General features: G+C 44.9%; 20 protein-coding genes. All 20 read left to right on the plus strand.

Annotation, left to right across the window (positions count from 1 at the left end; translation table 11 throughout):
- Positions 1–13 precede the first annotated feature (13 nt).
- The 20 genes from BDI_RS01970 to metH all read left to right on the plus strand — a co-directional run bounded on the left by BDI_RS01970 (position 14) and on the right by metH (position 24,710).
- Positions 14–1,408: an aldo/keto reductase gene (locus tag BDI_RS01970; protein ID WP_005855423.1), complete on the plus strand. Its 1,395-nt coding sequence runs from the start codon at positions 14–16 to the stop codon at positions 1,406–1,408.
- Between the two features lie 168 nt (positions 1,409–1,576).
- On the plus strand, positions 1,577–2,962 hold the full coding sequence (locus BDI_RS01975) for an aldo/keto reductase (RefSeq protein WP_005865158.1): 1,386 nt from the start codon (positions 1,577–1,579) through the stop codon (positions 2,960–2,962).
- 21 nt (positions 2,963–2,983) lie between these two features.
- Positions 2,984–4,504 carry a 4Fe-4S binding protein gene (locus tag BDI_RS01980; RefSeq protein WP_011965991.1) on the plus strand — a complete coding sequence of 507 codons (1,521 nt, stop codon included), beginning with the start codon at positions 2,984–2,986 and terminating at the stop codon, positions 4,502–4,504.
- Positions 4,505–4,660: 156 nt separating this feature from the next.
- Positions 4,661–7,183 carry an FtsK/SpoIIIE family DNA translocase gene (locus tag BDI_RS01985; RefSeq protein WP_011965992.1) on the plus strand — a complete coding sequence of 841 codons (2,523 nt, stop codon included), beginning with the start codon at positions 4,661–4,663 and terminating at the stop codon, positions 7,181–7,183.
- Positions 7,184–7,185: 2 nt separating this feature from the next.
- Positions 7,186–7,860: a LolA family protein gene (locus BDI_RS01990; protein WP_011965993.1), complete on the plus strand. Its 675-nt coding sequence runs from the start codon at positions 7,186–7,188 to the stop codon at positions 7,858–7,860.
- A 37-nt stretch (positions 7,861–7,897) separates the two neighbouring features.
- Positions 7,898–8,851, plus strand: coding sequence for a thioredoxin-disulfide reductase (gene trxB, locus BDI_RS01995; RefSeq protein WP_008780878.1), 954 nt, complete (start codon positions 7,898–7,900; stop codon positions 8,849–8,851).
- Between the two features lie 72 nt (positions 8,852–8,923).
- Positions 8,924–9,700 carry a glycerophosphodiester phosphodiesterase gene (locus BDI_RS02000; RefSeq protein WP_010184752.1) on the plus strand — a complete coding sequence of 259 codons (777 nt, stop codon included), beginning with the start codon at positions 8,924–8,926 and terminating at the stop codon, positions 9,698–9,700.
- A gap of 12 nt (positions 9,701–9,712) precedes the next feature.
- Positions 9,713–11,200, plus strand: a complete 1,488-nt coding sequence (locus tag BDI_RS02005; RefSeq protein WP_005855440.1) for a glycoside hydrolase family 10 protein — start codon at positions 9,713–9,715, stop codon at positions 11,198–11,200.
- Positions 11,201–11,245: 45 nt separating this feature from the next.
- Complete coding sequence (locus tag BDI_RS20030) at positions 11,246–11,674, plus strand: hypothetical protein (RefSeq protein WP_011965994.1); 429 nt, start codon at positions 11,246–11,248, stop codon at positions 11,672–11,674.
- A 113-nt stretch (positions 11,675–11,787) separates the two neighbouring features.
- The gene (locus tag BDI_RS02010) at positions 11,788–14,025 is read left to right on the plus strand and encodes a TonB-dependent receptor plug domain-containing protein (RefSeq protein ID WP_011965995.1); all 2,238 of its coding nucleotides are present in this window, start codon (positions 11,788–11,790) and stop codon (positions 14,023–14,025) included.
- Positions 14,026–14,187: 162 nt separating this feature from the next.
- A complete protein-coding gene (locus tag BDI_RS02015; RefSeq protein ID WP_005855446.1) occupies positions 14,188–14,538 on the plus strand; it encodes a cation transporter in 351 nt (116 codons plus the stop codon).
- A gap of 168 nt (positions 14,539–14,706) precedes the next feature.
- A complete protein-coding gene (locus BDI_RS02020) occupies positions 14,707–15,234 on the plus strand; it encodes an RNA polymerase sigma factor (RefSeq protein ID WP_005865183.1) in 528 nt (175 codons plus the stop codon).
- 6 nt (positions 15,235–15,240) lie between these two features.
- Positions 15,241–16,509 carry a porin family protein gene (locus BDI_RS02025; RefSeq protein ID WP_005855450.1) on the plus strand — a complete coding sequence of 423 codons (1,269 nt, stop codon included), beginning with the start codon at positions 15,241–15,243 and terminating at the stop codon, positions 16,507–16,509.
- Between the two features lie 55 nt (positions 16,510–16,564).
- Complete coding sequence (locus BDI_RS02030; RefSeq protein ID WP_005855452.1) at positions 16,565–17,338, plus strand: hypothetical protein; 774 nt, start codon at positions 16,565–16,567, stop codon at positions 17,336–17,338.
- A gap of 128 nt (positions 17,339–17,466) precedes the next feature.
- Positions 17,467–18,228, plus strand: coding sequence for a hypothetical protein (locus BDI_RS02035; protein WP_005855454.1), 762 nt, complete (start codon positions 17,467–17,469; stop codon positions 18,226–18,228).
- Between the two features lie 5 nt (positions 18,229–18,233).
- Positions 18,234–18,983, plus strand: a complete 750-nt coding sequence (locus BDI_RS02040) for a hypothetical protein (protein WP_011965996.1) — start codon at positions 18,234–18,236, stop codon at positions 18,981–18,983.
- Between the two features lie 33 nt (positions 18,984–19,016).
- A complete protein-coding gene (locus BDI_RS02045) occupies positions 19,017–19,583 on the plus strand; it encodes a YIP1 family protein (protein WP_005865193.1) in 567 nt (188 codons plus the stop codon).
- A 14-nt stretch (positions 19,584–19,597) separates the two neighbouring features.
- Entirely contained in the window at positions 19,598–20,059 is a 462-nt protein-coding gene (gene smpB, locus BDI_RS02050) for an SsrA-binding protein SmpB (RefSeq protein WP_005855460.1), read from the plus strand.
- Between the two features lie 6 nt (positions 20,060–20,065).
- Entirely contained in the window at positions 20,066–21,025 is a 960-nt protein-coding gene (locus tag BDI_RS02055; protein ID WP_011965997.1) for a nucleoside recognition domain-containing protein, read from the plus strand.
- Positions 21,018–24,710, plus strand: a complete 3,693-nt coding sequence (gene metH, locus BDI_RS02060) for a methionine synthase (protein WP_008780887.1) — start codon at positions 21,018–21,020, stop codon at positions 24,708–24,710. Before BDI_RS02055 ends, metH begins: the two co-directional genes overlap by 8 nt.
- Positions 24,711–24,766: the final 56 nt, after the last annotated feature.

A 24,766-nucleotide genomic window follows, 5' to 3' on the forward strand; every position in this document is an offset into this window, starting at 1 on the left:
AAAATGTATGGTAATGAGTAATAATAATATAGATCGCAGGAATTTCTTAAAAGTATTGAGCACCGGTACGGCCGCTGCCTCGACAGGGCTTTTATATGGATGTGGTGGAGATCCTAAGCGGCAAGGTGTGTCGCAGACCGGAAGCTATTTGGGTGAAGTCCCGACAGATAAGATGACATACCGGACGAATCCGCATACGGGCGATAAGGTCTCCTTGTTAGGATATGGATGTATGCGCTGGCCGTTGCGTCAGAAAGCGGATGGATCGGGGGAAGAGATCGATCAAGAAGCGGTGAATGCATTGGTGGATTATGCGATTGCTCATGGCGTGAACTACTTTGATGTGGCACCGGTTTACGTGCGCGGTCTTTCCGAACAGGCAACAGGGCTAGCTCTTAGTCGCCATTCCCGGGATAAATATTTTATCGCCACGAAGCTTTCAACCCATCGTCCTGTACCGGAATGGCGTACTCTTGAGGGCTCCAAGGGCTTGTTCGAACAGTCGCTAAAGAATCTGCGAGTGGATTATATCGATTATTATCTGATTCATGGTGTAGGTCTGGGGGGCATGGACGATTTGAGGAAGCGCCTTTACGATAACGGTGTCTTGGATTTCTTGTTAAAGGAGCGGAAAGCCGGTCGTATCCGCAATTTGGGCTGGTCGTTTCATGGAGACGTCAAGGTCTTCGATTATTTGTTATCCTTGGATATCCCTTGGGACTTCGTTCAGATCCAGTTGAATTACGTGGATTGGAAAAATGCTTCTGGTTGGAACGTGAATGCGGAGTATTTGTATGGGGAATTGGAGAAGCGTAATATTCCCGTCGTTATCATGGAGCCTCTTTTAGGCGGGCGTTTATCTCGGCTGAATGCCCTTTCGTTGGCTAAATTGAAACAGATGCGTCCGGATGACAGCCCGGCCTCGTGGGCTTTTCGGTATGCGGGCTCTCCAAAAGGAGTACTGACCGTGCTGAGTGGTATGGTGTATATGGAGCATTTACAAGAGAACATCCGAACCTTCTCGCCTTTGGAACCGATTACGGAACAAGAAAATAAGGCTTTGGAAGAGGTGACGGAGAGGATGCTACATTCGGATTTCGTACCTTGTACGGAATGTCAGTATTGTATGCCTTGTCCGTATGGCTTGGATATTCCGGGAACGTTCGCTCATTATAACCGTTGCGTAAATGACGAGCTGGTTGCGAAGAGTTCACAGGATGCGAATTATCGGGAGGCTCGCCGGGCGTTCTTAGTCGGTTATGATCGTAAGGTTCCTAAACTTCGTCAAGCCGGACACTGTATAGGATGCGATAAATGCGTACCGAAATGTCCGCAAGGCATTAAGATACCGGAGCAAATGCGAAAGATCGATCAATACGTGGAGCAATTGAAGCAAGAGACTTTATAGTCTTATTTAAAATACCTGCTTTATTCGTGATAAATCCCCGATTATTCTTTTTAGTCGGGGATTGTTCTCTATTATTACCTGTTTTACTATTTTTGTCGAAATAATAGAAGGAATGTTAATGATAGACTAATGTTGGATATACTAATAGGATAAAAAACCGATCGAGTTATGAGTTCATGTGGAAAGAATGAGAACCCTCAAGAGATGAATCGCCGTAAATTCTTGAAGGTATTTGGGGGTGGGGCTGTCGCCTCTTCGGCGGCGCTTTACGGTTGCGCTCCCAAGAATGAGCCGGGGGCGGCTGTGGCGTTAGGTGAGGTTCCTACCGATAAAATGACCTATCGCCAACATCCTACGAATGGCGATAAGGTTTCTATTTTAGGATATGGTTGTATGCGTTGGCCCTTGAAACAAGGATCGGACGGTAAAGACCAGATTGATCAAGAAGCCGTGAATCGTTTAGTGGATTATGCGATAGAGCATGGGGTGAATTACTTTGATACTTCTCCTGTTTATGTACAAGGTATGTCCGAGAAAGCGACCGGTATCGCATTGGCACGCCATCCTAGGAACTCCTATTATTTGGCCACTAAACTGTCAAACTTCCAGAACTATACGAGAGAAAACTCGTTGGCGATGTATCGGCAGTCGTTCCGTGATTTGCAAACCGATTATCTGGATTATTATTTGCTTCACTCTATCGGTGGGGGGAATGGTATCGAGCTTTTCAATGACCGCTATATAAATAATGGAATGCTTGATTTCTTGGTGAAAGAACGGGAAGCGGGACGTATCCGTAACCTAGGTTGGTCTTTTCATGGGGATGTAAAAGTGTTTGATTATGTGTTGGATATGGGCGTGAAATGGGATTTCGTTCAGATACAGCTGAATTATCTGGACTGGAAACATGCCTCGGGGCGTAACGTAAACGCTGATTATCTGTATGGCGAATTAGAGAAGCGAGGTATTCCGGCGGTTATCATGGAACCGCTATTAGGAGGTCGCTTATCGAATGTTCCGGATCATATCGTTGCTCGTTTGAAACAGCAACGGCCTGAGAATAGCGTGGCTTCATGGGCTTTTCGTTTCGCCGGCTCTCCGGATGGGGTCTTGACGGTGCTAAGCGGCATGACTTATATGGAGCATTTGCAAGATAATATCCGTACCTATTCCCCGCTTATCCCGGTAACGGACGAGGAGAAAGACTTTTTGGAAGAGACGGCCCAGCTTATGATGAAATATCCGACAATACCTTGCAATGATTGCAAATATTGTATGCCTTGTCCATATGCGTTGGATATTCCGGGTATTCTCTTACATTATAATAAATGTGTGAACGAAGGAAATGTTCCGAAAAGCGCACAAGACGAAAATTACGCGAAAGCTCGTCGTGCCTTCTTAGTCGGTTATGACCGGAGTGTCCCAAAGTTGCGTCAAGCGAACCATTGTACAGGGTGTGAGCAATGTAATCCTCATTGTCCGCAGGGTATCGATATCCCCAAAGAGATGCAGCGTATCGATAAATTCGTGGAAGAGTTGAAAGTGAATGGTTAACCTTTAAACAAACGGAAAATTATGTTACGAAAAATAAGAATATTCGCCGCCACCTTTTGCTTTGTGCTGATAACACTGTTATTTCTTGATTTCACGGGTACGATTCACGCTTGGTTCGGATGGTTGGCAAAGATACAGTTTTGGCCTGCGTTGTTGGCTTTGAATGTCGGTGTTGTGGTAGGGTTGGTAATCTTAACTCTTTTATTGGGGCGTGTGTATTGCTCCGTTATCTGCCCTTTAGGGGTATTGCAAGACATCATTTCGTGGTTTGCTAGTAAACGCAAGAAATACCGCTTTTCCTATTCTCCCGCGTTGAAGTGGGTACGTTATGCTGCCTTGGTTGTTTTTATAGTGGCTTGTATCGCTGGTATCGGTTCCTTGGTAGCGTTGATTTCGCCTTATAGCGCTTATGGGCGTATCGCTTCTAATTTATTTGCGCCAATCTATCAAGAGGGCAACAATCTATTGGCCTATTTCGCAGAACGTATGGATAGTTACGCATTCTATCCGGTGGACGTATGGGTGCGTAGCCTGGCTACGATGGGAATCGCTATTCTGAGCTTTGTCATATTGGCGATTTTAGCTTGGAGAAATGGACGTACATATTGTAATACGATCTGTCCGGTAGGTACGGTTCTCGGTTTTTTGTCGAAGTATGCTTTACTTAAACCTCGCATTGATACCGATAAATGTAATGGTTGCGGATTATGCGCACGTAAATGCAAGGCTTCTTGCATCGACTCTAAGAATCATGCGATCGATTATAGCCGTTGCGTGACTTGTATGGACTGTTTGGATAATTGCCGTCAAGGCGCGATTTCGTATACGAGGGCACACAAGGCTGATAAAGCTACTTCGGTAAAAGAATCCTCAACGAAGGACACTACGGATGTTTCCCGCCGTCGAGCCTTGTCAGCTACGGCATTGGTAGCCATGTCTTCTGTTTTGCATGCTCAGCAGAAAAAGCTGGAGGATTATGTGGAGATGAAGAAAGACGGAGGCTTTGCGCCGATTAAAGAACGTAAAGAGCCGAATCGTTTGGCACCATTGGTTCCTCCCGGAGCCTTGAGTATTGGGAATCTGGCCCAACATTGCACGGGGTGCCAGCTTTGTGTATCTGTCTGCGAGAATCATGTCTTGCGTCCGTCTACGGATCTGATGAAACTGATGCAGCCGGAGATGGCTTTCGATAGAGGGTATTGCCGTCCGGAATGTGTGAAATGTTCGGAGGTTTGCCCGACGGGAGCGATCAAACCGATTACGAAAGAAGACAAATCTGCTATACAGATCGGTCATGCCGTATGGGTAAAAGATCTTTGTATTGTCAATACGGACGGTATGAGTTGTGGTAATTGTGAACGCCATTGCCCGACAAAATCGATCCAGATGGTGGCGAAAGATCCTGCAGATCCGAAGTCGTTAAAGATCCCGGTGATCAATACGGAAACTTGTATTGGTTGTGGTGCTTGCGAGTACCTTTGTCCATCTCGTCCTTATAGTGCGATCTATGTAGAAGGACATGAGATGCACAGATCTATTTAATGCCGTTAAAATCTATCCCCAAAAACATGTACGTGTTTCCGCGAAAACATGTACATGTTTTTCAGAAAACACGTACGTCTTTTTTTCAAAGGTTCGTCAGACTCGATTTTTCTATGTACATTTGCGTGTTATAAAAGAATTATTGAGAAACTATTTATGGCAAAGAAGACAACAACAAAGCAAAATCATACAGAGCCGAGCTGGTTCGCAGCCTTGAAGACTTTTTTTACAAATGAACGGACCCGTTTCATTACAGGTTTGATTATCTCTATACTAACCATTTACGTAGGGCTTGCCTTGATTTCGTTTTTCTTTACAGGAGCCGCCGATCAAAGTAAAATAGAGAATGTTCCTTTAGGGGATTTGTTGACCAATCGAGGATCGGTAGAAAATTGGACGGGCGTACGCGGGGCGTATTTGTCTGATCTATTGATGAACCGTTGGTTTGGCATCTCTTCTTTTATGATCCTCTTTTTCTTGGGATCGGTTGGGGCGAAACTCATGAATTTAAATAAAGTATCCTTGTTGAGACGTTTCTTGTTCAGTGCTTCGGCGTTGATCTGGGGATCTGTGTTTTTTGCTTTCATATTTATCAAGGGATATGAGGATACGTTTATTTATCTAGGCGGTCAACACGGATATTACATCTCGGAGATGTTTATTACCAATATCGGAATTCCCGGAACGATCTTGCTTTTATTAGGCTCATTCTTAATCATCGCTATTTTTACCAGTAAGAAGACTATTCCGTTCTTGCAGCGTATGTTCTCTTTAGGTTGGGTGAAAAATCGTTTGAAACGTGAAGGCCGAGAAGATGAGGTTGAAGTGGATCAGACGGAAAAAGAGGATATTGTAATTCCTCGCTCTAAGCCTGTCGTAGAGCAACCGGATGAACAACCGGAAATGGATGATTACGAAGAGTTTGATACGGAGGCTGAATTGTTGGAGGCCGAAGGGAAAGAAAACCGTAAAACAGAACCGGAATATCAGGAGGAAGAGGTCGCTGGTGATGATTTAGTAGTTACGATCGCTAAAGGTGACGACGATCCTATATGCGAAAAGACAGATGAGATAAATACCCCGGAATCAGAGGATGGGGAGGATGCTGGATTCACGGTGGAGGTTGCCGCCGGTAATGATGAAACCTACGATGCTTCGGCCTTGGGTACGTATGATCCCCGTTTGGATCTTTCCCGTTATGTATTTCCTACCTTGGACTTACTGAAAGCGTATGATAGTGGGAGCATGGAGATCAATCGGGACGAATTGGCAGAAAACCAACGCTTGATCAAGCAAGCCTTGGAAGATTTCAATATCAAGATCGCCTCGATCAAGGCAACAGTCGGACCTACGGTTACGCTTTATGAGATTGTACCCGAGGCGGGTGTCCGTATTTCTAAGATCAAGAACTTGGAGGATGATATCGCCTTGAGTTTATCCGCTTTGCAGATCCGTATTATCGCTCCGATGCCCGGAAAGGGAACGATCGGTATCGAGGTGCCGAATAAGAATCCTCAGACGGTATCGATGCAATCTGTTATCGCTTCACGCCGATTCGTTGAGGGTAAGTATGAGTTGCCTGTGGCGATGGGTAAGACGATTACGAACGAGGTGTTCATGTTCGATCTTTGTAAGACACCGCATCTATTGGTAGCCGGTGCTACGGGGCAAGGTAAGTCTGTCGGTCTAAATGCGATCATCACTTCCTTATTATATAAGAAGCATCCATCGGAGTTGAAATTCGTGATGGTAGACCCGAAAATGGTTGAGTTTAGTATCTATTCCAAGATAGAACGTCATTATCTGGCGAAACTTCCGAATGCGGAGAAGCCGATCGTTACGGAGCCAGCTGACGCTGTCGCTACATTGAACTCGTTGGTGATCGAGATGGAAGACCGGTACCGTTTACTGGTGAACGCGAATGTTCGTAATATAAAGGAATACAACGCTAAGTTTATCGAACGGCGGTTGAACCCGCAGAAGGGACATCGCTTCTTACCCTATATCGTGGCAGTGGTGGATGAGTTTGCCGACTTGATCGCAGTGGCCGGACGTGAGATCGAGTTGCCTATCTCTCGTATTGCGGCGAAGGCCCGTGCGGTAGGTATCCATATGATCTTGGCTACGCAACGCCCGGATACAAAGGTGATTACCGGTACGATCAAGAGTAACTTTCCGAGCCGTATTGCCTTTAAGGTTGCTTCTATGATCGATTCACGTACGATTCTGGATGCTCCGGGCGCTAACCGTTTGATCGGACGGGGCGATATGTTGATTGTCGTGGCGGGACAAGAGCCGGTTCGTGTGCAATGCGCTTTTGTAGATACGCCCGAGGTGGAGGATATCGTGGATTATATCGGTGAGCAGGCTGGCTTCCAAACCGCTTATCTGCTTCCGGACTATGTACCGGAAGGGGGGGAGGCATCGACTTCGGGAGCTGTCGATTTATCAGATCGAGACCCCTTATTTGATGAGGCGGCTCGCTTGATCGTGATTCAGCAACAAGGTTCTACTTCTTTGATCCAGCGTAAATTCGCTATCGGTTATAATCGTGCCGGACGTTTGATGGATCAATTGGAGGCTGCCGGTATTGTTGGCCCGTTTGAGGGAAGTAAGGCCCGTCAAGTATTGGTGCAAGATGAGTATTCGTTGGAGCAAGTATTAAATGCTTTGAAATAAATATGAGAAGAGAACATAAAATAAGAGTGTGGCGGTGTAGTGCGTTTGTCGGATTATTCTTGTGTTTCCTGTTGGGACTAGGAGTGGGGGCACATGCCCAGAACGCGAATGATATCTTGAGGAAGGCGGCCGCTGCTTATGAGAATTCAAATGGGATAAGTGCTTCTTTTACGATGTTTACCCGTTCTGCCGGTCAGAATGCGGGAGAGAGTTTTGAGGGAACCATCCAGATGAAAGGTGATAAGTTTACATTAGTTACGCCGGAGGCGCTTACTTGGTTTAATGGTACGACGCAATGGACGTATGTGGAACGGAACGATGAGGTGAATGTGACGAATCCTACGGGAGAGGAGTTGCAATTTACAAATCCCGCTCTTTTATTAAATAGTTATAAGAAGGGATTCACGGCGGCTTATAAAGGCGAGAGTACGGCACCGAACGGAAAAGCCACTTACGATGTGGAATTGACACCGAAGAAAAAAGGGGATATCGTGAAAGTGGAGTTGCAAATCGAGAAATATTCAAATTTCCCGGCTCGTATCACGGTTACTTCTAAAAACGGCGTTAGCAGTACGATCCAGATCAGCCAATTGAAAACAGGTATAAACCAACCAGATCGTTTTTTTGTTTTTAACGAAGGGGATTATCCGGACGTAGAGGTGATAGACCTTCGATAATAGAGAATTGAAAATTGATAATTAATACTTAGATACTATGAGCGATTCAGTGAATGAGAAAGTACGTTGCCTTATTATAGGCTCGGGTCCAGCAGGTTATACGGCAGCGATTTATGCTTCCCGTGCAAATTTATCTCCGGTGCTTTATGAAGGAATACAGCCGGGGGGACAATTAACGACAACTACGGAGGTGGAGAATTTCCCGGGATATCCGGACGGTATAACCGGTCCTGAGTTAATGGAAGATTTAAAAAAACAAGCCGTCCGTTTTGGTGCGGATATCCGTTTCGGTATCGCTACCGCCGCTGATTTGGGTGAGGCTCCTTATAAAATTACGATTGATGGCGAGAAAGTGATCGAGACGGAGACTTTGATTATCGCTACGGGTGCTTCCGCGAAGTATCTGGGTCTTCCGGATGAACATAAGTATGCGGGTATGGGTGTATCCGCTTGTGCTACTTGCGATGGTTTCTTCTATCGTAAAAAGACGGTAGCGGTAGTGGGTGGTGGAGATACGGCCTGTGAGGAAGCGATTTACTTGGCTGGTTTGGCGAAGCAGGTTTACTTGATCGTGCGTAAACCCTATTTGCGTGCTTCAAAAGTAATGCAAGAACGTGTCTTCAAAACTCCGAATATCACGGTACTTTTCGAGCATAATACCTTAGGTTTGTTTGGAGAGAATGGCGTGGAGGGTGCTCATTTGGTAAAACGTATGGGAGAGCCGGATGAGGAGAAAGTGGATATCGCCATCGATGGTTTCTTCTTGGCGATTGGTCATAAACCCAATTCGGACATCTTCAAGCCATGGGTAGATACGGATGAGGTTGGTTATATCGTGACGGTTCCGGGAACTCCCCGCACGAAAGTTCCGGGTGTATTTGCCGCCGGAGATGTCGCTGATCCCCATTATCGTCAAGCTATTACCGCTGCGGGAAGTGGTTGTAAGGCAGCTATTGAGGCCGAACGTTATTTATCAGAGATCGGAAAATAATCCGTGGGAGGAGGGTGTGCCATATCATAAATTATGACACACTGTCCTCTTGCCTTGAAATACAAGTTTACCATGAATTTAAAATCTACTCTTCTTTTGCTACTTTGCCTGATGATGGCAGGAATGGTAGCGGCAAAGGATAATACGAAAGTGATAGCCCATCGGGGGTATTGGAAAACGGAGGGCTCTGCCCAGAACTCTATCCGCTCTTTGGAACGTGCTAGCGAAATTGGTGCCTATGGCTCGGAATTCGACGTGCATCTTACAGCAGACAATGTGTTGGTTGTCTACCACGATAATGATATCCAAGGAAAACATATCCAATCTTGTACATACGATGAATTGAAGGATCTACAATTGAGTAACGGCGAAAAGCTCCCTACTTTGGAACAATATTTGAAACGTGCGAAGAAATTGAAGAATATCCGGTTAATATTTGAATTGAAATCCCATGATACCCCGGAACGTAATCGAGATGCGGCAAGGTTATCTGTGCAAATGGTAAAGCGTATGAAATTAGCGAAACGTACGGATTACATATCTTTTAATATGGATGCTTGTAAAGAATTTATCCGTCTATGTCCGAAATCTGAGGTTTCTTATCTGAATGGAGAATTATCCCCGATGGAATTGAAAGAGCTTGGTTTTACAGGATTAGACTACCATTATAAAGTCTTGCAATCTCATCCGGATTGGGTGAAGGATTGTAAAGTCCTAGGCATGACTTCGAATGTCTGGACCGTAGATGACCCTAAATTAATGGAAGAGATGATCGATATGGGAGTCGATTTTATTACGACTGATTTACCGGAAGAGACTCAAAAAATACTACATTCGCGGGCTCAATAAGGCATTATAAAGATGAGAAAGTTTTGTCTGTTGCTTATCCTGTCGCTGGCTTTACCCGTTTTTTGTCTGTTACAAGCGGTGGAGCCTCCAAAAAAGGAAATTCGTGCGGTTTGGTTGACTACGGTTTATGGTCTGGATTGGCCTCATAAACCGGCTACTACCGAGGCGGGACGAAAAGCCCAGCAACAGGCATTGCTTGATATCTTGGACCGGCTTCAAGAAGCGAATTTTAATATGGTCTTCATTCAGGCTCGCTTGAGGGGAGACGTGATGTATCGTTCGGCTATCGAACCAGTCAGTAAGACATTCTCCGGTAAGTATGGAGAATTACCGGGATATGATCCGCTCGCTTTTGTCGTTGATGAATGCCATAAACGGGGAATGGAATGTCATGCGTGGTTCGTGACTTTCCCGTTGGGAACGGAAAAAAGCGTGAAGGAGCAAGGAAAGCTTTCCGTGGTTAAAAAGAAACCAAAACTCTGCAAACGGCATAATGGAGAGTGGTATTTGGACCCCGGTGTACCGGAGACCGCTGATTATATCTTATCCTTAGTCAAGGAGATCGTGAATGGCTACGATATAGATGGCATCCATTTTGATTATATCCGCTATCCGGAAGAGGCGAAAAAATTCCCAGATAAAGCGCTGTATAATAAATCCGGTAAGAAAAAGTCTCTGGCAGACTGGCGTAGGGAGAATATCAACCGGATGGTTTATCGTATTTACGATTGGGTAAAGCAAACGAAACCTTGGGTACAGGTTAGCAGTTCGCCACTCGGGAAATATAATCGTATTGAACGGGTACCTAACGCGGGTTGGACCGCTTACGAAAGTGTCTTCCAAGACCCTAAGATGTGGATGCAACAAGGTAAACAAGATATGATTGTTCCGATGATGTATTACCTGCATAAGAATTTCTTTCCTTTCGTGGATAATTGGGTGGATAATTGTAACGGGCGTTTGGTCGTACCCGGCTTGGGAGCTTATCGAATGGACAAGAGCGAGGCGGACTGGGCCGTGAATGATATAACGGACCAGATCGATTATAGTCGTTATTACGGAGGAGCCGGCTGTGCGTTCTTTCGTTGTGGAAATGTCCTGTATAATGATAAAGGACTCTATAAAGAGTTGAGAGACAATTACTATAAATATCCGGCCCAATTGCCTCCGTTGACTTGGCTGAATGATTCGGTACCTGCCGCTCCGGAGGGCATCAAAGTGGAACGTTTGGATGATGAGTTGCATTTAACTTGGCAGAAACCTGTGTCGGAAAAGCAGGATTTAACTTATACCGTTTATTATTCATTGACGGATTCGATCGACACAGCTTCGGCAAAATCCATATTAGCTACGAATATTTATGGCAACGAGCTTTTTCTTCCTATCGATGTAGAGTCTGAACGTGGGTATACATTTTCTGTAACGGCTTCCACCCGTTACCGGATAGAGAGTGAACCTTCTCCGGATACCTATTATTACCTGTCTAAATTTATCAAGTAAAGGGAGTATTTTGATTTCGAGTTTTTTTGCTTATTTTTGCGGCATATGAGACGATTTGCCACATCCTTGTTTCTTGTAATTCTTGCTTCCTTAATCTTTTATGGGGGAGCGGGGGTTAATTTCGTATCTTATTGTTGTGGCGTTTGCGAGAAAGAGAGAGTGGAGGCTTTATTGGAAGCTAAGTGCTGTGAGATTCATGGACATGATCATAGTCGTGATAAGCTTGCGAATAATACGGTGGAGTGTTGTGGCATGAACGGCTGTGGCATTGAACGGGTTGATTTTGATTGGAATTCTGTAAATATACAAGTACCGGATCTGCAACCAGTCGTACATGATTTGCTCTTCTCCTCTATTTTCGAGAGTTTACAAATTGCTTCCTTATTTGCTGATTCCTATGAGATTAGGGTGATAGCTCCTCCCGTATCCTGTCCTCGTGTGTACCTTTCTTTATTGACTACGCTTTTGATTTGATTGTATTCGTGAGGGTGGAAGCTGCTCGCTAAATACCCTTTGGTTTTTAAGGTAGGGGATGCTCTATCCCTGCGGAAGCATGTATTTAACGATTCAATCAAATAACAACTATCATGTTAAGACAATTATATCTGATATTTTTACTGTCCTGTTTGACTTTTACTTTGACTTGGGCCGAGGATTCCGGCAAGAAAGTGAAAGGACGTGTATGTGATGAAAACAAACAACCTATTATCGGTGCAAATGTATATTGGGAAGGAACCCAAAATGGAACCACGTCCGATGTGGATGGAAATTTCGAGTTAGAACGAAAAGGTGACTCCAAGAATCTGGTGGTTAGCTATATCGGTTATATGACTGAGGTCACCCCTGTGGATGAGAAGGACGATGCTATGCAGATTATCTTAAAAGGTGAGATCGCCTTGGATGAGGTCGTGGTTAGTGAGCGCAAGATGGGAACCATCGCTTCCCGTACGAGCGTATTGCAAACTCAGAAAATTACGTACGATGAGATTTGCCGTGCGGCCTGCTGTAATCTGGCGGAGAGCTTTGAGACAAATCCGTCTGTCGATGTATCGTACTCGGATGCGGCTACAGGTGCCCGGCAAATTAAGCTGTTGGGATTGGCGGGAACCTACGTACAAATGTTGACCGAGAATTACCCGAATTTCCGGGGGGCCGCTTCCTTATATGGGCTGGATTATGTTCCGGGAGCTTGGATGGAAAGTATTCAGGTGTCTAAAGGAACCTCTTCGGTTAAGAATGGGTATGAGGCGTTGGCCGGACAAATCAACGTGGAATTCAAGAAGCCCCCTACGGCGGATATTTTCTCTGCTAATGTGTTCGCTAGTGATGCCGGACGTTATGAAGGGAATGCGGATGCTTCTTGGCATATCAACGACAAGCTCTCTACCGGTTTATTGGTACACTACTCGAATGATAAAATGCAACATGACGGTAATGACGATGGTTTTCTCGATACGCCGCTAAGGGAACAGGTGAACGTAATGAATCGTTGGTATCATAAATTGGATAAATACGTGGCTCAATACGGAGTTCGCTATCTGCATGAGAGCCGTACCGGTGGGCAGGATACGGAACACCATGATTTCACCGACCCGTATCGGATTCATTTAAATACGAACCGGGCCGAATTATTTACGAAGCAGGCCTATATTATCGATAAGGAAAAGGTAGAGAGCGTGGCATTGATACTTTCCGGTTCTTATCATGAGCAAAAATCAAGATATGACCGTACGCCCTATAATGTATATCAGAATAATGTATATGCCAGTTTGCTGTATGAAAAGGAGTTTACGCCGATGCATAGCTTGAGTACCGGATTAAGTATGAACTATGATGGTTTCGACGAGAATCTGGTTCAATATGCGGGAGGAGAGTCGGTCCGTCATGCCTATGACCGTACGGAAGTCGTGCCGGGAGCTTATGCCCAATATACGTTCAATCTGAATGATAAACTGATCTTATTGGCGGGTGTACGTGCGGATTATAGTACGTTGTATGATTTCTTTGTAACCCCTCGTGTACATATTAAATATAATCCTTTTGACTGGTTCCATATCCGGGCTTCGGCAGGTAAAGGATTTCGGACAGCGAATGTGCTGGCAGAGAACAACTTTTTGTTATCCAGTAGTCGAAAAATGTATATCGCCGACAATCTGGATCAAGAAGAAGCGTGGAATACCGGTCTGAATCTGTCATTTTATATACCTTTGTTCGGGAAGGAACTGAGCTTGAGCGGGGAATGGTATTATACCGATTTCTTGAAGCAAATCGTGGTGGATATGGATAGTGATCCTCATGCGGTTCGTTTCTACAATCTGGATGGGCGTTCCTATTCGAATAGCTTCCAAGTGGAGGCTTCCTATCCTTTTTTCCGGGGATTTACGTTAACGGCCGCTTATCGTTATACAGATGCGAAGACCGATTACCGGAATGAGGAGGGGGTGGCGCATCGATTGAAAAAGCCGTTGGTTAGTGATTATAAAGGTTTATTGACCGCTTCTTATCAAACCCCGTTGAAAAAATGGCAGTTTGATTTGACCAGCCAGTTTAATGGAGGTGGCCGTATGCCGACACCGGATGCATCTAATCCGTTATGGGAGCCGAATTTTAAGGCTTATACGGTAGTGAATGCGCAGATTACGAAATATTTCCGTCAATGGTCTATTTACGTGGGAGCGGAGAACCTGTTTAATTACAAACAACCGAATCCGATTATCGATGCCAGCAATCCCAGAGGGGATAACTTCGATGGATCTATGGTGTGGGGACCGGTGCATGGACGGAAAATTTATGCGGGTATCCGCTTTAATATAAGCAGGGATTGACACGTATATACGTATAAGCCCGCACGTATATACGTGTAGGCCTATGCGTATACTGGTGTGGCCCTACGCCTATATACGTGTAGCCCGATGCCTATAGTGGTGCTTTTCTTTTGGTAGATATGAATGGATAATTAGAATTGTTAATATTAAAAATGATTGATTATGAAACGATTAATTATGTTGCTGTTTTGTGCTGTATGTACGGTATCGATGACATTCGCCCAAGACGCGAAAAAGAAGAAGGACTCTGTGACATTCTTTATCGAAGCGATGGATTGTGATCACTGTATCAAGAAGATCGAGAAAAATATCGCTTTCGAGAAAGGAGTGACCGACTTGAAATGTGATCTGAGTACCCGTACGGCCATTGTGACTTACAAGACGGATAAGACTTCGAAGACCCGCTTGGCCGCGGCATTCAAAAAGATCGGTATGGAAGCGGTTCCGGTAGATAATGGCGCCGGTTGTCCGGTACCTCCGGCGAAAAAAAGTGAGCATACTCACGCTCATTAACATGGAAATTCATAAGAACATCTTATCTTTGCAGATGTTCCGTGAGGGCGGGCCGGAGTGTCCGCCCTGTTTATGAAATAATTTTTCTACGGAATGCAGCGTTTGTTTAATTATTTACATCCTAATATTGTACAGTCTCCAGAAGGGAGACGTTCAAGGCACGACTGAATGAATGAGCTACAACTGATAGAGGGTTGTCGGAAGGGGGAGAGACGAGCTCAAAAAGAGCTTTATGATGCATATTCCCGAAAAATGATGGGAGTTTGCCTTCGTTATGTGAACGACAGGGAAACGGCTCGTGATTTGTTGCAGGATGGCTTCGTGAAAATCTTTACCAGTATGGATTCCTATACAGGGAGTGGTTCATTTGAGGGGTGGATGCGGAAGATCTTTGTTAATTGTGCGTTGGAATATCTGCGAAAGTCGGATGTGTTGCGTGAAGCGACCGATCTTGACAATACGGCGGAACTGATTCAACCCGATAGTTCGGCTATCTCGGACATGTCGGCGGCTGAGTTGATGAATCTAGTGAAGGAGTTGCCGGTTGGCTTCCGTACCGTATTCAATATGTTCGCGATAGAGGGATATTCTCATAAGGAGATCAGTGAGATGTTGAACATAACAGAGAGTACTTCCCGTTCACAATATACCCGTGCCAAGCAGTTATTACAACGTAGAATTAACGCATTGTATTGAGATAAGATGAGTAAAAAGGAAAGAGATATATGGGATGATGCGATCCGGTCGAAGCTAGAGGATTTCGAGATGGATACGCTACCCGGCGACTGGGAGGCTATAGCCGATCGATTGCCCGGAAAGGCTCCGGTTCCTTTGCGTCGTACGCTTCGCTACTGGGTTGCCGCCGCCGTGATCTCCTTATTGGTCGTATCGGGTGGTATCTATTTATATGACAGGGAGATGGAAGATCTACCTATAGCCCAAGAAATACAGTCTTCACAAGAGTCGACATCCGTGGATACCCCGGTTGTTCCGATAGAGAAAACGATGGAGCAAGCGCCCGTATTAGCGACTATTCCTGCTGCTGCGGTCGTGAAGGCAAAAGCGGCATCTGGAGCGGTTAAAGTGGGAGCTAAGGCTAGGATGGCAGCGTTCCGGCAAAATGTAGAGAGTGCAGAGGATCGGCCTATTTCTGAGTCGGAGGTAATGTCTGCTGATAGATCGGCGAATGAGAAAAATACCGTTGAACCGGAGGTTGAAAGGAATAATGATGAGATAGTTGTTCTCAAGAATGATGTACTTGTCGCGGATGCTACTCCTGTTACTAAAAAGAAGCCAGAGAAGACCGCGTCTCGGAAATGGGGGTTCGGTATGGGAGGTGGAGGTCTTTCCATGGGCGCTGATAATCTGGTCCCTCAGTATGTGACGAATAGCAGTGTGCTTAAGAGCGAGAATCTGATGAGCTTAAATTCGTTCGATGCGGAGAAGAAAGATCCTGCTAAGACGGATATTCATCATAAGACGCCTATTGGGGTGGGTATCTCAATTAGTCGTTATTTGAATAATCGTTTTTCTTTGCAGACTGGATTAACTTATTCTTACTTAAGATCGGAGTGGAGTACGAATAATACGTACCATATAGAGAATGATCAGCGATTGCATTTTATAGGAATTCCATTATCATTGACTTATAAGATCGCGGAATGGAATCGTTTTATGTTTTACGCCTCAGCCGGAGGTATGGCGGAAATGAATGTCGCTGGCAAACGTAGAATGAAATTATTCTCGGATGAGGTAGAGATCGCAAAGCAAAGTGAACATATTCGAATGAAAGAATGGCTATGGTCTGTAAATGCCCGTGCCGGCGTAAGTTATCCGATTATCCGTTTCGTAAGCGCTTTCGCAGAGGTGGGAGCCAGCTATTATTTTGATAATGGTAGCGAGATCGAAACCATCCATTCGGAGAAGCCGTTTAACATGAGCCTTCAGTTCGGATTTCGTTTTGGTTTTTAATACTCGATAGATTAACAGTGTAAATACAAATACTTAAAAATAGAAAAATTGAATTATGAAAGCATTTAAATTAATTGGAGCAGCGGTGGCTGCGTCATTATTGTTGTTGACCTCTTGTCTTGGAGAATCGAATAATACGGTGACTCGTGCCGGCTTTGGTGTCGCAGGTCTTTCTGAAAAGACATATAAAACGGTACTGAATACAAATATGGGAGCATTATACTCTCCGTCTTTATCGGCACAAGTAGTTGACGGAGCTTGTTACTTGATCAACTATGAATTAGACCTAAATTCTCCGGAGAATGCGAATGCGGCGACAAATGGTTATTTAACAGCGACAATCTCTGTGGCAGATGAGATAACAAAAGGACAGCCAGTCTTTTATAATGTGCCAGATTCGGCCAGCTTACTTCAGAATGAGATACCTGTAAAAAACCTATTTAGCAATGGCGACTATGGGGTGTATGTAGACGGTTATTTATTCTTCTTTATAACAATGGATATGTTTAAGGATCAGAAAAATTCTTATACTTTATATTGGGATCGTTCAAAGGAGCCTACTATGGTGGATAATGTCCCGACATATGACTTGTTCTTGCGTGTCGCTAAAGTAGCGGACGGAACAGGTTCTGCGGCATCATCTATAGGAGAAGTCCGTGCGTTTAATGTTAAGTCTGTATTGGAGTCTGTGAATAGCGCTGAGGCTAATAAAGATTCAAAGTCTTTTAATCTTAAGGTCAATTATCTAAATACGATTAATGAAAAAGATAGTACGGATTTGAAATGGGCTTCTTATACCGTTCTATTCCAAGTCGTGAAAAACTCATAAAGAAATTAGTATAGAAGTTGAGGGCGTACCGATAAGAAGATTATCGATACGCCCTATTTTTTTGCCGTTTTTTTTATGTATATGGGTAAAGATCGTATCTTTGCGTACTTTAAGAGGAGTATTGTGAAATGAGATACAAGAATTTAATAGGTTTTGTCTGGGTGGCGGTTTTCATGAGTCTGTTTACTTCTTGCCTAAAAGACATAAATAACGTCTATAATCCGGGAACGACCGCCGCTGTGGTTCGTCAACATGGAGATAGCGCGTTGATGATGGCTAATACCCGGTTCGGTTGGATCTATTCGACGAAGCTGAGCTCATACTCAGAGGGTAAATGCTTGTTAGTGAGCTTTGATTATGATCCTAGCTTACCGGAAAATACGAATGCGGAACAAAAAGGGTATTATACGGTGACGATACAAGGGGAAACCGCTGTTAACCAGCAAAACGCTGAGAGCCCTCTTACGGATACGCATAAATTATTGACTAATGAGCAACCGGTACTTGCGGTCAACCCCAATGATTCTGTTTTATACATCAAATTAGAAGACTATTTATTTCTGCCCTCTGCTTGTTGGACGACAAAAGATCGGACTTTAAATTGGCAATTGACTTACGATCCGGCTCAGGAAGCTGTTGTGGAAAATCGGAAATCAATTTATTCCTTATATTTACGGGCTGCCGCTACGACCGGAAAGCCGGAGGATAAGGCAGAGGAGGCTATCGCGGTTATCAATGCCTTTAATCTGGCGAATTTTATCAAGGATATGCGAGAACAAGGTGGACGCGACGCGGATATGTATGTTCGGATTCATTATATCGATCAAATTAATCCGAAAGATAGTACCCAGTTTACATGGGGAGTAACGGATCCTTTACTTATAAACTAAAGAAGATGAGAAAGCGAATTTTATACGGCTTATTTTTATCCTTGTTTTTCTTAATGACCTCTTGTATGGGGGATGGAAGTAACTCCATCAATTATCATCGGGTAGGAGTGATACGTGAGAATCCTATGCGATGTATCTATACGGCGGATGATCAAGGGAATATATTTATCGTCTCTTCCTCTGAGTTTGAGAATCGGACGGATTTGAAAGATGGCGATTGCTGTGTGGTTGATTTCAAGACGAATTTTAGCGAGGAATTGGGCAATGGTGTTTACAACGCTGAGATTTATAAGTATGATTCGGTCGCTGTATGGCCTTTGCATGAGACATTGACTGATACTACGGTTGTATTGGACAAGGAGCGTCTGGTTACGCTGGACTTTAAGAAAAGTATTTATTTGGAAGGACGTTTCTTCTTGCAAACCCAACATGTAAATCATCAGGTAGACCAAAAGGATATTTTCAATTTATCCTATAACCCTGATCAGGAGGTGGAAGAAGACAGCACCGGACAACGGGTCTATAACCTATACCTTCGGGTAACCCAAGAGGGGGGTACCGGCGATTCCACTAAATGGATCAATACGACCGCTTTTACAATCGATAAGTTTTTGGACCAAGCCAAAGCGATAGAGAGTAGTGAGGGGCAAAATGTGATAAATTTTAAAATAAATTATGCCGAACGCTATAATGCGGATACAACCGCATGTGTTTGGGGGGCTACCGACGTATTTACGTTGCGTTTTACGAATTAAATATATACTTTTGCTATTTAAAAGTAAACAGAGATGTATAAGGAGATATTTAGGTGGGTAATCGCTATCATCTCACAGCCAGCGAAGGCGTGGGTCTTGTTAGCGAAAAAAGGAGAGAAGCAGGAGGAGTTCTTATCCCGATTCGTGTATCCTTTGATCGGCTTCGTTACCGTCGCGGCTTTTCTGGGCGTATTGTTTACGCGGAAGGAGTTTGATTTAGAGCTGGCCTTGAAGTCATCTATCCGGACATTGGTGTCCTCGTTCGGTGGTTTTTACCTCGGGGCTTATCTGATGAACGAGATATGGCAAGGTATATTTAAACGGGAGAAGGATTTGAAACTGTGGTTGCGCTTCGTCGGGTATTCCTCATCGTTGATGTTCGCTTTGAATATCGTATTGATGTTGCTTCCCGAGTTTTTCTTCTTGCGGATATTTATCCTTTATACATTCTATATTGTTTGGGAAGGCGCTGGTCCGTATATGGGAGTCGAGGAGAAGATCCGTCTGAAGTTCGTAGGATTTACAACCGCCATTATATTACTGACTCCGGCAGTTATCGAGATTTTGTTATCGATGCTGATGCCCGGTTTGAGTTTTTGACAGAATAACACAAGATGAAAGAGAAGATTAGTAATAACATACAGATAAAGAATAAGCGGGCGACGTTCGACTACGAGTTGCTCGACACTTTTACGGCCGGGATCGTACTGACCGGAACGGAGATTAAATCGATCCGTTTAGGGAAGGCGAGTTTGGTAGATACGTTTTGTATCGTGGAAAAAGGGGAACTGTGGGTGAAGAATATGTACATCGCCGAATATTTTTACGGTACGTACAATAATCACAACGCACGGCGGGACCGGAAATTACTTCTTACCAAAAAGGAATTACGAAAGATCGAGGGCGCCGTTCGTGCCAGTGGTTTTACGATCGTTCCCACTCGTTTGTTTATCAATGAGAAAGGATTGGCGAAAGTAGTCGTTGCGATCGCACGAGGTAAAAAGGAATATGATAAGCGAGACTCCATCCGGGAACGTGACGACCGACGGGAGATGGATCGGGCTTTCAAACGATAAGTCGAGATGGAGACAGGGCAAGGCGTGATCGGTAGGGTTTGGGGATGTATCCTGAAAGCTCTGCCTAAAGCAGGCAAGACGTGTTTATGGCTGCTAAAGATTATTTTGCCTATTTCTTTATTGGTCCGTATATTGCAATATTCCGGAATATTAGGTCAGATCTCGGATTGGTTAGTGCCCGTGTTCTCGTTGGTGGGTCTGCCGGGGGAGACAGCCATTGTTTTTATAACCAGTATATTCTCCCCATTATATGCCCCGATCGCTTTGATCACCTCGATGTCTTTAGGAGTCCGTGAAGCTACGATATTAGCATTGATGTGCCTTACTTCCCATAATCTGATGGTAGAATCCTCCGTACAGGCAAAGACCGGGTCTTCTTTCTGGGAGATGACGCTGCTCCGTTTGATCATGAGTTTCGTGATCGCCTTTTTTTTGAATTGGGTAATGCCCCATGAAGGATGGGGACAGGTCGGGATCGCTCAAAGCGCGGCTGTATGCGATAATTGGTTGGAAGTATTCGTACTTTGGTTTACCAGCTCGATGAAGGTGGTGATTTCTATTTTGATAATTGTTACGGCTTTAATGATCCTTCATTATATATTGGAAGAGTTTAATCTGATGAAAGGATTGTCCTCGGTCTTTTCTCCACTGATGCGATTATTTGGCTTGCCTCAAGATGCCGCTTTTTTGTGGTTGGTAGGTAATGTGGTCGGACTGGCTTATGGCGGGGCTATTATGGTAGAGCAAATGGAGCAGAGGAAGTTGTCTTACGGTGACGGCAACTTGCTGAACCATCATTTGGCCGTGTGCCATTCCCTGTTGGAAGATACGATCATCTTTGCCGCGATAGGGGTACCCGTTCTTTGGGTGGTGCCTACCCGTCTGTTTTTCGCCATCGCTGTGGTATGGATCCTCCGGGGATATAGTTATATGTACGCAAGAAAGGTAAAACATATTTATGAATAAGGAACGATTTCTGCGACTCTTGAATGAGCGCATTTTGATCTTGGATGGTGGTATGGGTACCATGATCCAAAGTTTCAAACTAAACGAACAAGATTACCGAGGCGAACGTTTCGCCGATTTTCCGGGACAGTTGAAGGGGAACAATGATTTATTGTGTATCACCCGCCCGGATGTAATCCAGTCTATTCATCGTCAGTATTTGGATGCGGGAGCAGATATCTTCGCTACGAATACGTTTAACGCGAATGCTATTTCCATGGCAGATTATGCGATGGAGGCCTATGTACGTGAGATAAATCTGGCCGCCGGACGATTGTCGAGGGAAGTGGCGGATACCTATATGGCAGAGCATCCGGATCGTACGATCTTCGTGGCCGGATCGATCGGTCCTACCAATAAGACAGCTTCCATGAGTCCGGATGTAAGCGATCCCGCTTATCGTGCCGTAACTTATAAAGATTTGTATAATGCCTACAAGGAGCAAGTCGAGGGACTTGTTGACGGCGGGGTGGATATCATCCTTTTCGAGACTACTTTCGATACGTTGAACGTAAAAGCGGGATTGGAAGCGGCTGAGGTCGTGTTGAAAGAGAAAGAAAAAGACCTGCCGATTATGTTGTCTTTGACTTTATCCGCGCAAGGTGGACGAACATTTTCCGGACAGACTTTATTGGCCTTCTTAGCTTCCATACAGCATACACATATTGTTTCGGTTGGCTTAAACTGCTCTTTCGGAGCGGCGGATATGAAGCCCTATTTACAAGAGTTGGCGAAGTATGCCCCCTATTATATCAGCGCTTATCCGAACGCCGGATTGCCGAATAGTTTTGGTACCTATGACGAGACGCCGGATAAAATGGCCCAACATGTGAAGCCTTTTGTGGAAGAGGGATTAGTGAACATTATCGGAGGCTGTTGCGGAACGACTCCAGCGCATATCTCCCGGTATCCGGAGTTGGTGAAAGGAGCTAAACCGCATATCCCGGCTTTGAAACCGGATTGCCTGTGGCTGTCGGGCTTGGAACTGCTGGAGGTGAAACCGGAGAATAATTTCGTGAACGTGGGAGAGCGTTGTAATGTGGCCGGTTCTCGGAAATTCTTACGCTTGATAAAAGAAGGCAGTTATGAGGAAGCGTTGACGATCGCTCGTAAGCAAGTGGAGGATGGCGCCCAAGTGATCGATATCAATATGGACGATGGTATGTTGGATGCCGTGAAAGAAATGAAGACATTCTTAAACTTGATCGCCTCCGAACCGGATATTGCCCGTGTACCCGTCATGATCGATTCTTCTAAATGGGAAGTGATCGAGGAAGGCTTGATGTGCGTGCAAGGAAAGAGCATCGTGAATTCCATCTCCTTGAAAGAAGGAGAGGAGGTCTTCCTTAAACATGCCGCCCGTATTAAGCAACTGGGTGCGGCTGCGGTCGTGATGGCTTTCGACGAGAAGGGGCAGGCGGATACCTATGAAAGAAAGATTGAGATTTGTGAACGGGCCTATCGCCTATTGATCGAGAAGATCGATTTCAATCCCCAAGATATTATTTTTGACCCGAACGTATTGGCGATCGCTACCGGTATGGAGGAACATAATGGCTATGGTCTGGCGTTTATCCGTGCCGTTGAATGGATCAAGAAGAACTTGCCGGGTGCGAAGGTGAGTGGTGGTGTAAGTAATTTATCTTTCTCTTTCCGGGGGAACAATCATGTACGCGAGGCTATGCATTCCGTATTTCTATATCATGCGATCGGGAAGGGGATGGATATGGGTATCGTGAATCCGTCTACCTCCGTACTTTATGAGGATATAGAGCCGGAGTTCCGTACCTTGTTGGAAGACGTGATCTTGGCACGCCGTCCGGAAGCTGCCGAGGAATTAATTACTTATGCTCAAAATTTACATGTTCAAGCTTCCGGAGAAACTCCGGAGAAGCATGAGGCTTGGCGTGAGCTTTCATTGAAGGAGCGTTTGGAGCATGCCTTAATCAAAGGGATCGGAGACTATTTGGAGGATGATTTACAAGAAGCCTTGCGGACTTATTCGCATGCCGTGGATATAATTGACGGTCCGTTAATGAGCGGAATGAATAAGGTCGGCGAGTTATTCGGTGCCGGAAAGATGTTTCTCCCTCAAGTCGTGAAGACCGCACGTACGATGAAAAAGGCCGTGGCTATTTTACAACCGGCCATTGAATCTGAAAAGAAAGCTTCCGGCTCCGCGAAGGCCGGTAAAGTGATTTTCGCTACGGTAAAAGGGGATGTACATGATATCGGTAAGAATATCGTCTCTATCGTATTGTCTTGTAATAACTACGAGGTGATTGATTTAGGGGTAATGGTTCCCGCAGATGTGATCATAAAGAAAGCGATCGAGGAGAAACCGGATCTGGTTTGCTTATCCGGCCTGATAACCCCTTCTTTAGAAGAGATGGCGCATGTTGCGGACGAGATGCAGAAAGCGGGACTTACGATTCCTATGATGGTGGGTGGCGCTACGACCTCCAAATTGCATACGGCGGTGAAGATCGCTCCGCATTATGATTATCCGGTGATTCATGTGCTGGATGCCTCACAGAATCCGTTGATCGCCGCCAAACTATTGAATCCAGATACCCGTGACGCTTATATCAGGGAGTTGGAACAAGAACAAGAAGCCTTGCGTGCCTCTTTAGGGCAGAAGAAAGAGACCTTGGCTTCTCTTTCAGAGGCTCGTAAGCATCCGATAGAAATAGATTGGACCGGGTATACACCGGTTGTTCCGGCCCGGATGGGGGTACATGTTATCCCTTATATCCCCTTGGAAGAAGTGATTCCTTATATCCACTGGACCTTCTTTTTTAGCGCATGGAAATTGAATGGCCGTTTCTCGGAAATCTCCCAGATACATGGTTGCGATTCTTGTCGTGCCTCTTGGTTGGCCGGATTCCCGGAAAAAGATCGTGCGAAGGCTACCGAGGCGATGCAATTATACAAGGATGCTGTTAGGTTATTGGATCGGCTGGTCAATATGAAGGTTGAATATTGTAAAGCGATTTACGGATTTTTCTCAGCGAATAGTGAAGGGGATACGATCCGAATGGGTGATATAGCGCTGCCTTTATTACGTCAGCAAGTAAAAAAAGAGGAAAATATTTATAAATGTCTTTCCGATTATGTAATACCGGTTTCCGAGGAGCGAACTGATTATGTAGGGGCGTTTGTCGTTACCGCTGGAGCTGGCGCTGATTGTTTGAAGGATAAATTTGAGGAAGAAGGCGATACCTATAATTCAATGTTGCTGCAAACCTTGACCGATCGCCTAGCGGAAGCTACAGCCGAATATCTTCATGAGAAAGTACGTAAAGAATATTGGGGATATGCTAAAGACGAATCCTTGTCTATCCCGGATCTTTACAAGGTGAAATACCAAGGAATCCGTCCGGCTATCGGTTACCCTTCTCTACCGGATCAATTATTGAATTTCACATTGGATGGATTGCTCGATATGTCGCGAATTGGTGTTTCGTTAACCGAGAATGGTGCCATGTATCCTACGGCTTCGGTTAGTGGGATTTATATTGCCCATCCCTCTTCTCAATATTTCATGATCGGTTCTATCGATGAGGAGCAGATGAGAGATTATGCGAGCCGCCGGAATTTAACGGAGGAACAAGCCCGAAAGTTGTTGAGTAAGAATATAGGATAATTTATTAACATCACTGCAACCCGGGTTGCAGTGATGCTGCAATGCCTGTGCAGTAA

Source organism: Parabacteroides distasonis ATCC 8503, from assembly GCF_000012845.1.
GTDB classification, from domain to species: Bacteria; Bacteroidota; Bacteroidia; order Bacteroidales; family Tannerellaceae; genus Parabacteroides; species Parabacteroides distasonis.